The sequence below is a fragment of the Cupriavidus sp. 05N38 genome (genome assembly GCF_056397345.1).
In genome coordinates this window covers 53,650-67,935 of record NZ_JBFTNF010000006.1, presented here as the reverse complement: position 1 = coordinate 67,935, position 14,286 = coordinate 53,650, and the positions used below count along the sequence as shown (strand labels likewise).

General features: G+C 64.4%; 15 protein-coding genes and 1 pseudogene. 10 read left to right on the top strand and 6 right to left on the bottom strand.

Annotated features, from left to right (window positions below):
* Positions 1-2 precede the first annotated feature (2 nt).
* The 5 genes from AC1DK4_RS06595 to AC1DK4_RS06575 are packed head-to-tail and all read left to right on the top strand — an operon-like array spanning position 3 to position 6,223.
* Positions 3-3,176, top strand: coding sequence for a phage tail protein (locus tag AC1DK4_RS06595; protein ID WP_441616317.1), 3,174 nt, complete (start codon positions 3-5; stop codon positions 3,174-3,176).
* Positions 3,177-3,191: 15 nt separating this feature from the next.
* Positions 3,192-3,926 carry a phage tail protein gene (locus AC1DK4_RS06590; protein WP_441616315.1) on the top strand — a complete coding sequence of 245 codons (735 nt, stop codon included), beginning with the start codon at positions 3,192-3,194 and terminating at the stop codon, positions 3,924-3,926.
* A 7-nt stretch (positions 3,927-3,933) separates the two neighbouring features.
* Complete coding sequence (locus tag AC1DK4_RS06585; RefSeq protein WP_441616313.1) at positions 3,934-4,533, top strand: phage tail assembly chaperone; 600 nt, start codon at positions 3,934-3,936, stop codon at positions 4,531-4,533.
* Positions 4,534-4,545: 12 nt separating this feature from the next.
* Positions 4,546-5,889 carry a phage head spike fiber domain-containing protein gene (locus tag AC1DK4_RS06580; protein ID WP_441616311.1) on the top strand — a complete coding sequence of 448 codons (1,344 nt, stop codon included), beginning with the start codon at positions 4,546-4,548 and terminating at the stop codon, positions 5,887-5,889.
* Between the two features lies 1 nt (position 5,890).
* Positions 5,891-6,223: a hypothetical protein gene (locus AC1DK4_RS06575; RefSeq protein ID WP_441616309.1), complete on the top strand. Its 333-nt coding sequence runs from the start codon at positions 5,891-5,893 to the stop codon at positions 6,221-6,223.
* Here the strand turns inward: AC1DK4_RS06575 and AC1DK4_RS06570 are convergent.
* Complete coding sequence (locus tag AC1DK4_RS06570) at positions 6,183-6,800, bottom strand: hypothetical protein (RefSeq protein WP_441616307.1); 618 nt, start codon at positions 6,798-6,800, stop codon at positions 6,183-6,185. The two genes, AC1DK4_RS06575 and AC1DK4_RS06570, sit on opposite strands and share 41 nt — an antisense overlap.
* 123 nt (positions 6,801-6,923) lie before the next feature.
* Here AC1DK4_RS06570 and AC1DK4_RS06565 point away from each other — a divergent pair, with 123 nt between their 5' ends.
* The 3 genes from AC1DK4_RS06565 to AC1DK4_RS06555 are packed head-to-tail and all read left to right on the top strand — an operon-like array spanning position 6,924 to position 8,315.
* Positions 6,924-7,334 carry a hypothetical protein gene (locus AC1DK4_RS06565; protein ID WP_441616305.1) on the top strand — a complete coding sequence of 137 codons (411 nt, stop codon included), beginning with the start codon at positions 6,924-6,926 and terminating at the stop codon, positions 7,332-7,334.
* A gap of 1 nt (position 7,335) precedes the next feature.
* On the top strand, positions 7,336-7,806 hold the full coding sequence (locus tag AC1DK4_RS06560; RefSeq protein ID WP_441616303.1) for a glycoside hydrolase family 24 protein: 471 nt from the start codon (positions 7,336-7,338) through the stop codon (positions 7,804-7,806).
* Positions 7,803-8,315, top strand: coding sequence for a DUF2514 family protein (locus tag AC1DK4_RS06555; RefSeq protein WP_441616301.1), 513 nt, complete (start codon positions 7,803-7,805; stop codon positions 8,313-8,315). The genes AC1DK4_RS06560 and AC1DK4_RS06555 overlap by 4 nt, the downstream gene beginning before the upstream one ends.
* Positions 8,316-8,401: 86 nt before the next feature.
* Here AC1DK4_RS06555 and AC1DK4_RS06550 read toward each other — a convergent pair whose 3' ends face one another.
* From AC1DK4_RS06550 to AC1DK4_RS06540, 3 genes and pseudogenes are all read right to left on the bottom strand, one after another.
* Positions 8,402-8,950, bottom strand: coding sequence for a hypothetical protein (locus AC1DK4_RS06550; protein WP_441616299.1), 549 nt, complete (start codon positions 8,948-8,950; stop codon positions 8,402-8,404).
* Positions 8,919-9,554, bottom strand: a complete 636-nt coding sequence (locus AC1DK4_RS06545) for a type II TA system antitoxin MqsA family protein (protein ID WP_441616297.1) — start codon at positions 9,552-9,554, stop codon at positions 8,919-8,921. Before AC1DK4_RS06545 ends, AC1DK4_RS06550 begins: the two co-directional genes overlap by 32 nt.
* Before the next feature lie 499 nt (positions 9,555-10,053).
* A pseudogene (locus tag AC1DK4_RS06540) lies at positions 10,054-10,320 on the bottom strand (SOS response-associated peptidase family protein); the annotation flags it as partial.
* Between the two features lie 634 nt (positions 10,321-10,954).
* Here AC1DK4_RS06540 and AC1DK4_RS06535 point away from each other — a divergent pair.
* Positions 10,955-11,239 carry a hypothetical protein gene (locus AC1DK4_RS06535; RefSeq protein ID WP_441616295.1) on the top strand — a complete coding sequence of 95 codons (285 nt, stop codon included), beginning with the start codon at positions 10,955-10,957 and terminating at the stop codon, positions 11,237-11,239.
* Between the two features lie 149 nt (positions 11,240-11,388).
* Here AC1DK4_RS06535 and AC1DK4_RS06530 read toward each other — a convergent pair whose 3' ends face one another.
* Together AC1DK4_RS06530 and AC1DK4_RS06525 are read right to left on the bottom strand one after the other, a co-directional pair.
* Complete coding sequence (locus AC1DK4_RS06530) at positions 11,389-11,622, bottom strand: DUF2188 domain-containing protein (protein WP_441616293.1); 234 nt, start codon at positions 11,620-11,622, stop codon at positions 11,389-11,391.
* Between the two features lie 280 nt (positions 11,623-11,902).
* Complete coding sequence (locus AC1DK4_RS06525; protein ID WP_441616291.1) at positions 11,903-12,640, bottom strand: NAD-dependent epimerase/dehydratase family protein; 738 nt, start codon at positions 12,638-12,640, stop codon at positions 11,903-11,905.
* A 113-nt stretch (positions 12,641-12,753) separates the two neighbouring features.
* Here AC1DK4_RS06525 and pdxR point away from each other — a divergent pair, with 113 nt between their 5' ends.
* Entirely contained in the window at positions 12,754-14,280 is a 1,527-nt protein-coding gene (gene pdxR / locus AC1DK4_RS06520) for a MocR-like pyridoxine biosynthesis transcription factor PdxR (protein ID WP_441616289.1), read from the top strand.
* Positions 14,281-14,286 lie beyond the last annotated feature (6 nt).

The window sequence follows — 14,286 nt, the reverse complement described above, 5'->3', positions numbered from 1 at the left end:
ACATGCCACCGGCAATCATTCCTGCTATCGCAGCGGCAGTCGGCGTGGCCGCGGGGACGGTCGCCTACTACGCAATCACCGCGGTTGTGTACTTGGCCTTCTCGCTTGCCATGGGCGCCCTGATGGGGGCCATCTTCAAGCCGCGCTCCAACAACGGCTTTGCGGCGGAGGCACAGGGACGCACGCAGATCGTTCGATCCAACGTGCAGCCTCGCAACATGGTGTACGGCCGCGCGATGACGTCGGGCCCGCTGGTGTTCGCCGGCAGCACCGACGGCGATGGTAAGACGAACCAGTTCATGCACCTGGTGATTGCGCTGGCCGACCATGAGTGCGAGGACATCGAAGAGGTGTACCTCGGCGAGGACCCGGTGGGCGACCTCAGCGCCGGCTACCCGACCGGCGGGAAGTTCCTGAAGACGTGGGGGGTATCCAGGACGTTCAGCGTGCCGATCGCTCCCAACTCGACCACTGCGACGTTCTCGGTGGGAGAGGCGATTCGCAGCATCACGTCCATCGCCGGGGTGATCCCGCCGATCGAGGGCGATACATTCGGCCCGACGCACCAGCCAGTGAGCGACTACACATGGTCGCCGGGCAGCGATACGGTCACTGCGCGCGGTATCGCTGCGGGTTGCACGAGCATCGAGATCACCTACGAGGCGCAGCGGTCGAAGCCGTTGGTGCGGATCAAGAAGCATCTTGGCTCGATCAATCAAGCAGCAGACGGCGATCTGATCGGCGAGATGCCAGACTACTGGACGCCGGCTCACCGGCTATGCGGGGTGTGCTACCTGTATATCCGGCTGGAGTACGACGCCGACATTTTTCCGAACGGCCTGCCCAATATCAAGGCCGTGGTGAGGGGGAAACGCGTCTACGACCCGCGCAATGGCATCACTGTATGGTCGGACAACTGGGCGCTTTGCGTCTACGACTACCTCCGCGACGAGCGCGGATTCGGCTGTACCGACGACGACATCGACCTGAGCGCGGTCATCGCCGCGGCGAACGTGGCCGACGAGTCCGTGGCGCTGGCGCCGGGCCGATACGACCGGCGTTACCGGTGCAACGGCATCGTCATGTCGGACAAGTCACCGCGCGACAACCTCACGGAGATGACAACGGCCGGCGCTGGCGCGGTGGTGATCTCCGGCGGCGTGTTTCGTGTGTTCGCAGGAGCCTACGACATTCCGACCGTGACGCTGACCGAGTCAGATCTGCGCGGCCCAGTGAAGGTCCAGCCGCGCATGTCGCGCAAGGATCTATTCAACGTAGTGAAGGGCACCTTTGTCGACCCGGCGAAGTACTGGCAGCCTGGCGACTTCCCGCCAATAGGAAATACGCTCTACGCGCAGCAGGACGGGGAGGTGATCGAACGTGACATCGAGCTGCCATACACCACCGACACGGTGATGGCGCAGCGCCTCGCGAAGATCATCCTGGAGCGATCGCGGCAGGGCATCGTGGTCGACTTCCCGGCGAAGCTGACGGCGTTCCAACTCTCGGCCTACAGCACGGTGAAGCTGTCGCTGGCAAAGTTCGGCTGGAGCGAGAAGGTCTTTCGCGTCATGTCGTGGAAGATGAGCGACGACGGTGGAATCGACCTGGTGCTCAACGAGGAAGCTGCTGCGGTCTATGACTGGAACTACGGCAACGCAACCCTCGTCGACCCAGCCCCCGACACCAATCTCCCGAACCCGTTCAAGGTGGAGCTGGTGGGGCAGATCGGCATGGACTCGGGCGAGGATCAGCTGCTCCTGAGCCAGACCGGCACGGTGGTCTCCCGCATCCTCGTGACCTGGCCGCCGCCGGCGGAAAGCACGCTGCTGCAGCGCGGTTCGGTCGAGGTGCAGTACCGGCGACTGCAGGATGCCGAGTGGACCAGCCTACAGCCGATGTCGGCCGGGACGACCCGGACCTACCTGACGCCGGTGGAGGACGGCGGTTACTACTACGTGCGTGCGCGCTTTGTGTCGAGCCTCGGGGTGCGCAGCCCCGACTGGACCTATACCTACGGGCACAGGGTCATCGGCAAGTCGGCGCCGCCGCGCAACCTGACGGGCTTCTCGCTGTCGGTGCTCAACGGGTTCGCCAACCTGACGTGGGATGCGTCCCTGGACCTGGACGTGCGCAACGGCGGCCAGGCGCGAGTCCGGCACACGTCGGACACGCTACAGCCCACGTGGGGCAGCGCAGTGGATTTCGGCGGCTACATTTCCGGCGCGGCCAACAGCGCGCAGCTTCCGCTACTCGAAGGCGTCTACCTCGCGAAGTGGGTCGATTCCAGTGGCAATGAATCGCCGCTGGCCGCGCAGGTCGTCACCACGGCACCCTCGCTGGTCGATCTCAACGTTGTCGCTGCCATCGTGGAGCAGCCGGCATTTGCGGGCGCAAAGGCGGGCATCGTGCGGGACCCGGCACTGAACGGCATCAAGCTGATTGGGCGAGGCCTGATTGACGATCAGGGAATGATCGATGCGACGGGCCAATGGGACGACCAAGCGGCCATCGACGGGCTCGGGCCTATCGACTCGGTGGTGGGCTCGGGCGGCTGGGGGCTGATCGATTCGCTGGGCGGCCTGGTCAGCAGCGGCACCTACGACTTCGCCGGCTCGCTGGATCTGGGCATCGTGGAAAAGTCGCGGCTCACGGCGACGATCGATGCCGTCTCGTTCGACACCGGCGACCAGATCGACGCCCGAGTCGATTTGATCGATACCTGGCAGTCCGTCGACGGCGATCGCATCAACGACACCGCCGTGACGCTCTATGTGCGCACCACAAGCGATGACCCGGCCGGCACACCGGCCTGGAGCGATTGGCAGCGCTTCACGCTGGGGGACTACGAGGCCAGGGCGTTCCAGTGGCGGGTGGTGATGGAGTCGGGATCTGCCACGCACAACGTGGTGGTGACCGGGCTCAGTGTGACGGTGGACATGCCTGATCGGCGCGACGCCGGGCGCGATGTCATGTCGGCGGCCGGGCCGCAGAACATCACCTTCAGCAAGCCCTTCCGCGTGGTCCCGGTGCTGGGCATCACGGCTCAGAACATGGCGCAGGGCGATTACTTCACCGTGACGGGGAAGAGCGCGAGCGGCTTCACAGTCAACTTCTTCAGCAGCGCAGGCGCGGCAGTCTCCCGGCGGTTCGACTGGGATGCCGTCGGCTACTAACTTCGAGAGGGCCACATGTCTCAAAACGATCTGGTGATCGACAACCAGGCCGGGGCGTCGTTTCGCGCCGACCTGAATGGCGCGCTACAAGCGCAGGCGTCGCAACAGTCCGGCTCGTCGGCGCCCACAACGACCTATCCCTACCAGTTCTGGGCGGACACGGGCGCGGGCCTCATGCGCATGCGCAACGCCGGGAACACCGCTTGGGTGACCATCGGGCTGTTGGGCGTGCAGAACTTCGGGCACCTACTGCCCGGCTCGATCGTCTTCCATTCGAAGAGCGCGGCGCCCTCGGGCTTCCTGAAGGCGAACGGTGGTGCCGTGTCGCGCAACACCTTCGCGGACCTGTTCGCGGAGATCGGCACGACGTTCGGCGCCGGGGACGGCTCGACCACCTTCAACCTCCCCGAGCTGCGGGGCGAGTTCCTGCGCGGGTGGGACGATGGCCGCGGTGCCGACTCGGGCCGCACGTTCGGCAGCTGGCAGGACATGCAGCTGCGCGACCACAACCATCTGTTGCCGCTCGCGATGGACGGTAGTGGCGTCTACCCGCTGTATGCGAGCGGCGCAGGCGTGTCGCCTCTGTACGGCACCGCCGTGCTCAGCGCGACGTTCCGCACCGCAGCTGTCGGCACTACCGCTTCCGGCTCTGTTGGCTCGGCGCTCTCCGGCGGCGTGCAGGGGTTTGTGGGTGCCGGCAGCGAAATCCGGCCGCGCAACGTTGGCCTGCTGGCCTGCATCAAGTACTGAGGAACCCATGGAAATCTTCAACTATCACCCCGCCACGGGCGAGTTCCTGTGCAACGGCCTGGCCGACGAGAACCCTCTCGACAAAGACGATCCGATCGTGTCGGGCTGGGCTACGCCGACCCCGCCGCCGGCGCGCACCGAGCGCGCGGTACCGATCTACCGTGACGCCGCCGGCCACGCGCCGCAGAACTGGCCGGAAGGCAGTTGGACGCTGGCGCCCGACTATCGCGCCGTGCCGCTGTATCGCACGGCCGACGGCTCGCTGTTCCAGCTGGGCGCCGAGTATTCCGGCCTGGGCGATCTACCGCCGTTCCTGACCGACGGGCCGCCGCCGTCGCCCGCGCACAAGTGGGTGGACGAGGAATGGACTCTCGACGTTGCGCTCGAGACGGAGCAGCTGGCCGCCGCCGCGCGCGCCCAGCGCGATGCCCTGCTGGTCGAGGCGGATGGCCGGATCGCGCCGCTGATGGATGGCTTCGTGCTCGGCGAGCTGGAGCCGGCGGACGAGACGCTGCTGAAGGCGCTGAGCCAGTACCGCAAGGCCCTGCGCGCGCTGACGGCGCAGGCCGGCTTCCCGCGCGACACCGTCTGGCCGGTGAAGCCCTGACCCATGGCGAGGATGTCTCAGGCGCAGCGAGAGCGCGCGGCGGTGCAGATGATGCAGCGTCGCGCGGCACAGGGGCTCGCACAGTTGAACGCCGAGGGCTCGATGTCCCTCGACTTCGTGAATCAGCTCTACAAGATCTGGAACGGCACCATGCTCGGTAACGCACCCCTCTCTGATGTCGTCGCTTTCACTCGCGCGTCGGCCGGCTGGAGTTTCAGCGCCGGCGGCTTGCTGGTGCAGTCGGCCGCCAACGCCCCGCGCTTCGACTATGACCCGATCACGCTTGCCGCGCGCGGGCTGTTGATGGAAGAGCAGCGGACGAACGCGATTCGCAATAACACCATGGCCGGTGCCGTGGCTGGCTCGCCCGGAACGCTGCCGACCAACTGGAACACTGCTGGCCTGTTGGGCCTGACGCGAACGATCCTTGGCACGGTTGTCGAGGATGGTATGGCGTGCATCGACATCCGTTGGCAAGGGACCACAGGCGACACAATCGGCGCGTTCTATCCGGACAACGCGAACGCTGCGGCCATCAACGGCCAGTCCTGGGCAGTATCCGGCTTCATGCGGTTGATCGCGGGCTCTCTCAGTGGAATCGGCGTCAAGTACGGGCTCTATCAGCACAACTCGGGCGGATCGTTCCTAGGGACCGTCGACGGCCCGCTGTTCACCGTCCCTACAACGGGGACCGTTGGACAGGCCGGGCAGGGGACCGTGCGCGTGACGAATCGCTCGGACATTGGCTTCGTGCGTCATGGTACCGTGTTCACATATTCCAGCGGGCTCGCCGTTGATTTCACGCTGAGGATTGGCTTGCTCCTATTGGAGCAGGCCGCGTCCGTGGGGTCCCCGATAGCGACAGCTGGCGTCGCCACGACGCGCGCCGCCGACAGTGCGATCAGCACCGTTCTCTCGGCGGTCGGCATCAACCCTGCCAGTTGCACGGTCATTGCTGAATTCATCGTGCCTCCGCTAGTCAGCGGGAAATGGCCGGGGCTCTTCCAGTTCGACGCTGGAACTTCGGCAAATCGAGCTGGGCTATTCGTGAACAACACCAATGGTCGCCTGACTTTCCAGCCGCGTACGGCAGGCGTCGATGGTCCGGGCCTGAGCTATTTCCCGGTGCTCCCTGCAGCCGGCTCGTTTGCAAAGGTCGCAATGCGTCTGAGTGCTACCGATGTGGCGATGTCCGTCAACGGTGCGGCCACTTCGTCGATCGCCTACACGCCTGTGCCGGGCCTGTCCCGGTTGGTGCTCGGGAAGTTTGATGACGCGCTCGGCTCGTGTATGCGTCGACTCACCATCCTGCCAACGCCGGGGGCCGATGCTGCCCTGCCGTCCTTGTCCATCTGAGGTGCCCATGTTCCACGACTACTACCTGCGCGGCCCCGACCGCGACACCACGCGAGCCGCGCTGCTGGCAGCTGGCCTGACGATCGAGATCGAGGACGAGGACGACGAGCCGCGCCGCGTCCCGGCCGAGGGCGTCAACCTGTCGACCATCGGCAGGATCTACGAGGGTGGCGAGTGGGATGCCGAGGGCAACGTGGTCACGCCGCCGACGGCGCTGCCCGGCTGGCATGTGAATCTGCGGCTGGAGCGGCCACTGACCGTCGGCGAGCAGGCAGCGCTGGCCGGATTCGTTGTTACCCCTGTGCCGGGGACGCCATATCGGGTGTGGGCGTAGCTTCTTCCTTTCGCCCTGCGGTTCGGGCCAGTTCGAGCATTTCCAGCTTTGGGGGAATGCCGTCCCTTGTGAGTTCCTCAACGGGGCCCTCAGTCGCAACAAAGATGGGGTGGCGTTTGTTGAAGACCTTTATATAGGCAATAGCTAGCCACATCATTACAGCGTTGCATTCAGGCGGATGGCGCCCGTTCAATGACTGAAGGGATTGAGAGCACTCGACCAAGAGAAGAAAAGTCATGTCGGGGTTGTAGTCAAGCAACTCGTCCGCGTCACGGTCGGCGTGCTTTAGATAATTCGCCGGGTGGTTCAGTACGTCCGCAATTTCGGTTTGCTCGGCTTTGGATTTCCCGAGTGACACCAGCGCGTCGCGGGCACCTACGAACCCCGTTTGCCGATGTTTGTTCAGCTTGCGCAGGATGTGGTAGGCCGCTGACGCAAGGGTGTGGACCGCGAGGATGTCTCTATCGTGAAACCACAAATCGATTGCCATCACGAGCTGCCGCTCAGCCGCTTCCGCCTTGGTTACCGTAATCCTCTCGGAGTGCAACTTCGGTGTGGATTTTTTGTGCTCGTTCACTCCATATCTCCCATCCATTTGTCTGCGGTTGATCCGGGCCCGTTACATCGCAATTCTAACTAGCCTTCAATCGCTTTCTTCATTCCGCTGTTAGGGCGGTTTTTTTCATTTCCGGGGATCCATATGTCCGAACCAATCAGCGGCAGTGCCGCAGCGGGCGCGGCGGGCGCCGCCGCATTCAAGGCCATCGGTGGCACCGCCGGCGTGGCCGCAGGCGCGAGTGGCCTGGCGACCATCGTCGTCATGATCATGATGCGCCCGCGCAGCACGGCGGAATGGGCCGTCGCCCTCATCTCGACCGTGGTGTCGAGCGTCGGCGGCGGGGCGGCGGTGGTCCAGCACTTTGGCCTGCATGCCTGGACTGGCGACTACATTGGCCTGGTGGCGCTGTTCGGCCTCGTCTTCGGCTGCGGGCTGCCGGGCTGGGCGGTGGTACGTTGGCTGTTCAACTTCATTGAGCGTCGGCGCGACAAGGATCTGGCCGAGGTGGTCGATGACGTGCGCGACGCAGTAGCGGGGGGAAAGCATGGCTGACATGGACACTCCGAACATCAGGCCATTCCTCGACACCCTCGCCGTGTCCGAGCTGGGCCGCAGGCTGCTGGCCAAGTCCGACAACGGCTACAACGTGCTGGTGGGCAGCACGCCGGCGGCGCCGATGCTGTTCAGCAGCTACGGGGATCACCCGCGCCGCCTGGTGCAGATCCGTCCAGGGCTGTCCTCGACGGCGGCCGGCAGGTACCAGCTGCTGGCGCGGTACTTCGATCCGTACAAGAAGCTGCTAGGCTTGCGGGACTTCAGCCCGGCGTCGCAGGATCGCATCGCCGTGCAGCAGATTCGCGAGCGCCTGGCGCTGCAGCTGATCGCTACCGGCCGCTTCGACGAGGCAGTGTCGCGCGTGCGGAACATCTGGGCCAGCCTGCCGGGCGCGGGTTATGGCCAGAACGAGCACTCGCTCGACTATCTGCGCGGAGTGTATGTCCAGGCGGGCGGGGTGCTGGCATGAGCGTGCAAACGAAAGTCCTATGTGCCGTAGCGGCGATCGCGCTGGCGCTGGCCGGCGGGGCGGTCTGGGTCTACAGAGGCGAGCGCGACACGGCGCGCGCTGAGCTGGCGGAGGTGCGTCTTGATGCGGCACGCGCCCAGGTCAAGGCAGTGGACGACGCGCGCATCGAGGAACAACGCCGCACCGCGGCACAAACGGAGATTGCCAATGCTGCGACGAAGGATCTGGAGAGCGCGCGCGCTGACGCTGCTGCTGCCAACGATGTTTCTAGCCGCGTGCGCCAGCGGGTCGCCGAGCTACTCGCCGCCAGTCGCGCCACCGGCAATTCCGCCGCTGCCGGCGCAGGCTCGGCAGCCGACTATCCCCTCGGAGTGCTTGCCGACGTGCTCAGCCGGGCTGACCAGCGCGCGGGAATCCTGGCTGGGTACGCTGACGCCGCCCGGATCGCAGGGCAGGCCTGCGAGCGCGCCTATGACTCGCTGAGAGCGACACTACAGCTGGCGCACTAAGTTGGGTTGCCCTTGAGAGCGTGGTGCCGTGATGGATTGCCGTGGCGGCACTTTTTCGCTTGCCAGGAGGGCGGTCATCGTCATCATCAGGCAACGGTTCGGCTAGTTGTGTCGTCAGCGATCTCTCGGACTCTATGCCCATCGGTGTTTGATCTTTCTAGATCAAACGCTTTCCGGACCATCATGGAAAGGTTGACCTCCGGAATCAAGATGCTTCCCCAATATGATCGCGATGTGATGCTCGCAAGCATTTCTCTGATTGCAGCTAGGAGGGGGCGTACGCCGCGCTCCTGAGCGAAGCGAATCTTCTCGTCTTCTGAGGTCTCATCCGCTTCAAATAGCACAAAGAGACCGGATGCCTGAATTGAAAATTGATATGGGAACTGACTCTCGCTTTTCGGTTTCCCCTCAATCAGCAAGTCGACATCGATCGGGATATGATGCTCGTCGAAACCCTTCCCCGCATCTTCCATTTCAAGAATGCGCGCGCTGAATCCAAAGTGAATGTCCGCGCCTTCGAAGTCATTGGCGAGAGGTGCTCGATGACGTCCGCCCTCATACGCCTCGCGGTCAAACTCATCAGAAAGTTCGACGCTTACCTTATCAAAGGCTAATTCCTTCAGGCGTAATTTCATACAATTTCCTACGTGTGACAGAGACTCGCTGCTTACGGAACTGTGCGCTCCACACAGAGCGTTGACTTGATTCTCCGCGGTTCTGCGCTGTTGGTTGAGCTAGGTGGCGGATGCGATCACTAGTCTTTTCCTCAGCAGCAACCGGCTGGTGCGACACACTGGCGCTTGCCTCCAGGCCTTCGACAGGTAAGTCAATTTCATAGCGGGCCGCTAACTTCTGTACAGCAATGTCACTCTGAGTGACAAGATACAAAAGTCGGGCTGTTGGGGCGGAGGGAACAAGATCATCGTTCTCGTACTTCGAGAATGCTGTCGGTCCGACGCCTAGCAACTCTCCCGCTTGCCGCTGGTTAAGCCCCCATTTTTTCCGCCAATTTCTGAGTGCTAGAGTCGACGGAATTCGAAGGGCCGCAGATCGTGCGGCAACCACCGCTCGCTTATTCGTCTTCGACTGCTCATCATCGACGAATTCGAGGCCGCAGGTTTGGCACTCAGTTGCAAGGCTGCAGTATGCGAGCGCCTTGCCCTCAAACTCAAACGACGCGTGCTGCCGCAGTTCTCGAAGGGCGTGTTCGCCACACGCGGGGCATTCGTGCTGTTTCATGTTTGTCCTAATAAATTGCTGGATGACATGACACGACTAGCAATAGTTTACCGGTTGGACCCAGGCCAAATTTTAGATAAACGTCTTTATACTGCCCCTCGTTTCCAGTCTCGCATTGCTTCACGACGTATGCGTCGCAGGGACACCACCACTTCGAGCCAGTCTGACACCAGGCGGAGTTCACATACTCACCAGAGACTAGTCCAAGTAACTCCCGATGAACGTCTGTTACCGTCCACAAAAGCTCTGCAGCCACGTCCTCTCTGCATTTTCGAGTGGCCAAAACAAGATCTCTAGGTGACTTAATTGACTCTTGTAAGGCCGCGAGCTTGTAGATGGGGGTGTGTCCAAGGGCACGCTGCGCATCGGTAACCGGCGCAACCGTGGGTTGCTCTGGCCAGTAATTTACCACAGTGGTAAGTTGCGGGGGTATTTTGGTGGTTGTCATGGGCGTGCGCAAGGGGTGCCGCAATGTTACACCACGTTACAAGTTGGGGGGCTACGCCCGCGGCGCCGCCTCCGCAACCATCAGCTCCGGCGGGTAGGGCCGCATGAAGCTGCGCTCCCGCTCCGGATATCGGCAGGTCAGCCAGTCATCCCACTCCGAGCGGGGCACAATCACGATCATCCGTTTTTCCTTGCCAGGGGCGTGGAAGCGGTTCATCAGCGGGTGCTTGTCCGAATAGATGGTCAGCATGGTGAAGCTGAACAGCTGGCTGCCGCCTTCTTCGACCCAGTCGCGCCACAGGCCGGCGATCGCAAACTCGGGCTCGTCTGCCGAAAATCGAGCGAAATCCGTCTAACTTGCCCCGGATTCCACCCGGAAAGCCGCATGCCGTCATGCCAAAAATTTAAGCAGATAGTTAGACGAAATCGCCTAACCCATTGATCCGTAATGTTTGCGTATAGAAATGGGGTGCAGGTGGTCGGAGGTTCAAATCCTCTCGCCCCGACCAGTATCAAAAAAACCCGCTAGATTAACGTCTAGCGGGTTTTTTCTTTTCTGCGCAGGGCAGCGATTTCCAGCGGCTTATTTGGATGACATCCAATATCACGCGGCAGGAAGGTGAAGGCGGACCTTGGAAACCGGGACGTCGCGCTGCTTGATTAGCCCTCGGTGGTCGCACGGTCGGCATGCGCGCCTGCCACCTGCAGGGCTCGATGTCCGGTCGCGAATATCCGGCATGCACGTCGGATGCGTTGGATGGAGTGTGCGCAGCCCTGGGGCTCGGTATGCCGGATGCAGAGAGATCGTGGCCCGCCCTCGGCGCGGCGCGAACGCGTTCCGCTTTGGTGGACTTGCGATCTGCGGGGTGGAGCTTCATGCCGCTGGCTGCCCGAAGCGAGTCTCCGATACCGTTTGCACATGCTACGATGGTCTTGAACGACCGGAGAAGGCAATGGATCTCCAAGGCTTCACTTACTACAGGGATCACTGGTATGACGCGGCCGCGACGTCGCTGGGAATCGGCGGGCCATGGCAGGGCGAAGTGACGATCTGCGCGAAAGCGCCCGATGGCACCGCGGTGAAGATATTCGAGCATGAACGCGTGCCCGGGCAGTACTTCTCCGAAGGCGAAGCGTGGCACCACGCGCGCGACTACGCCGAGAAGCTGATCGACGAAGGCCGGGCAGATCCCGGTGCCGGCGACCTGGCTGGCAGCGTCAAGGCCGGCAATCCCTGAGATCGTCCCGGGAGCCGCCTGTGTCTGGCTGCTGGACGCCCGCGGGCTGGCCAACGGCGCATAGGGCGATCGTCAGGCGATCGTCAGGCGACCGTCAAGCGATCGTCATCGTCGTGCTCGATTGTGAAATGCCGGCAGCCGGGACAGGATCACCCCCTGACGCTCCTGGGGTCGTGGCCGTAGCTGTTGCGCATGCGGATCTGGCCGTCCTGGCCGTGTACCAGCAATTCCACTTTGTCTCGCTTTGCGATCTCGGTGGCCGCATCCACGGCTTCTTCCTGGCTGAGGAAGTGCGCTCTTTCGCCCTTTGCCCCCTCATGGACCACGTCCCATCCGTCGGCATGCGGGATGACATGTACGTTGCGTTGCGGCTTTGAATCCATGGCAGTCTCCCAGTGCGGTACTGCCGTTGTAGGCGATACCTGGCAAGAGCGATAGTAGGCCGCACCCGACAACGGCACCAGCACAGGTGGCTAACAAGCCTGGAACGGGCGCCTGCGTGCCAGCGCACCGGAAAAGAAAAGCCGCCGGGCCCTCGCAAGCCCGGTGGCGTCAACAGCGTGCCGGGATTGGCTGACACCCGGCATCAGTTCATTGTGCTTCGCAGCATCTAGTGGGCGGAATCGGGTGTAACCCTTCTTTCGCCGCGGCGGAGCGTGCCGGTCAGTGCCTCGACGGGGCGCACTGTTCGGGGGACCAGCCCAGCACGCGCCTGGCCTTGTCGTTGCTGACTTCCGGGTTGTCTTCGGTGATGTTGAAGATGCCGCCCGGCGACTGCCGCAGCGCCAGCAGCGCCGCGCTGGCCGCCGCTGCGACGTGTAGCGGACTGGTACCCCATGGTTCTCCGGCGCCCGTGCCGGGCCCGTAGAGCTGGCCGTAGCGCAGCACCGTGCCGGTGAGGCCGGACGCCTCCAGCACGTGCTTTTCGAGCGCTGCGACGCCGCGCACGCTGATGCGCCGGTTGCCTTGCGCGTCGGTGTCGAGCGGATGGTCTTCGCCGCAGGGGCGGGTGCCGGGCCGGTAGGCCCACGCAATGCTTTGCGCGACCAGGCTGCTGCTGCCGGCTGCCCTGGCCGCCGCCACGAGGTTGCGGGTGCCTTCATCGCGGATGCGCGCGTTGTTGACCACGGCCTGCGCCATCTGCGATGGATCGAGACCGCGCGGCAGGTCGGTGAGCTGGTGGATCACGCCGGCGGGGCGGATGCGCTTGAACGCTGCGCTCAGCGCCGCCGCGTCGAAGACATCGACGATCACCGGGATCACACCGGCCGCTTCAAGTGCCTTGGCGCGGTCCGCGCGCCGCGTGCTGCCATGGACGATGTATCCGGCTTCGAGCAGCAGTGGCGCGAGTACGGTGCCGATGACGCCCGTGGCGCCAGCCAGGAATACGCTTTGGGTCATGGAGATGCTCCAGGGATGGGTCTTGCTGCAGGAGCATAGGAGTGATATTGGTCTGGAGAAAGATCCATTCTCGGGATTTTTAACTGTACCAATTCAAACCAAGGGGGGAGCTCTTGCGACACGCGAAAGACATCGAGCTGGCAATCGCGGCGCGTCCCGAGGGTGCGTCGCTGCAGCGCTGGCTGTACACCGAGATCAGCAGCGCGATCCTGGCGGGCAGGCTCGCACCCGGTGCGCGGCTGCCGCCCACGCGTGACATCGCGAGCCGCTACGGCGTGTCGCGCGGCACGGTGATCGGCGTGTTCGCGCAGTTGGCCGCAGAGGGCTATCTGTCGGCCCGGGTCGGCAGGGGCAGCTTCGTTGCGGCCGAGCTGCCCGAGCGGCGCCCGGCGCCGGCCGTGCGCGCGGACGACCTGCGCCGCCGCTCGGGCGGTGCCGGTGCGCCGGCATCGTCCGCGCCGCTGCCCGCCGCATTGTCGATGCGCGGCGAACGGCTTGCGCGCAGCCCGTTTCGCGTGGAGGGGCGTGCGCTGCAGGCGCCCGCGTTCCGGCTGAGTCAACCCGATCTCCGCGCTTTTCCGTCCGAGATCTGGGCGCGCATTGCCGCCAAACGCGCGCGCCAGGGGCACGGTGCGCTGCTGGGCGATGGCGAAGCACAGGGCTATCGGCCGCTGCGCGAGGCCATCGCCGACAATCTGCGCGTTGCCCGGGGGATTGCCTGTACCGCCGACAATATCCTGATGGTGGGCAGCGTCCAGCAGGTGCTCGACCTCGCCGCCCGGCTGCTGCTCGACCCCGGCGACGCGGTGTGGATGGAGGACCCGGGATATCCCGGCGCGCGCATGGTGCTGGAGGCTGCGGGCGCGGCCGTGGCCGGCATACCGGTCGACGCGGGCGGCCTGGATGTCGCCGCCGGCCGGGCAAGCGCGCCTGGTGCCCGCATGGCCTATGTGACCGCGGGCCGGCAGGCGCCGCTCGGGCCGCCGCTCGCGCTCGAGCGGCGCCTGGCGCTGCTCGCCTGGGCAGGCGCGGCCGGAGCGATCGTCATCGAAGACGACTACGACAGCGAGTACCGTTTCGAAGGCCCGCCGCTGGCGGCATTGAAGAGCCTCGACCAGGCCGGCTCCGTGATCTACTGCGGCACCTTCAGCAAGCTCCTGTTTCCGGCGTTGCGCATCGCCTATGCGGTGCTGCCCGATCACCTCGTCGCGCCGTTTGCGCGTGCGCTGTCGCTGACCGCGCGGCATATTCCCTTGGAGCCGCAGGCCACGCTCCACGCGTTTATCGCGGACGGGCATTTCGGGCGGCACATGCGGCGCATGCGCTTGCTGTACGGCGAACGCGCGCAGGCGCTGCGCATCGCGGCCGACCGCCACCTGCATGGCGCGCTGCATCTGCCCGCGATCCTGGCGGGCCTCGATGCGCCCGCGTTCCTTCCGCCCGGCACCGATGACGCGATGGTGGCGCGGCTGGCCGCCGAAGCCGGCCTCGAAGTGCGTCCGATGTCGTACTACGCGGTCGAGCGGCCCGCGCCGCCGGGCCTGGTCCTGGGGTTCGCCTCGGTCGATGCCGCGAAGATCCACGCCGGCGCGCGCACGCTTGCGGCGGTGCTGGCGCGCATGAAGCCGGGCCGGACGTAGTGCCGC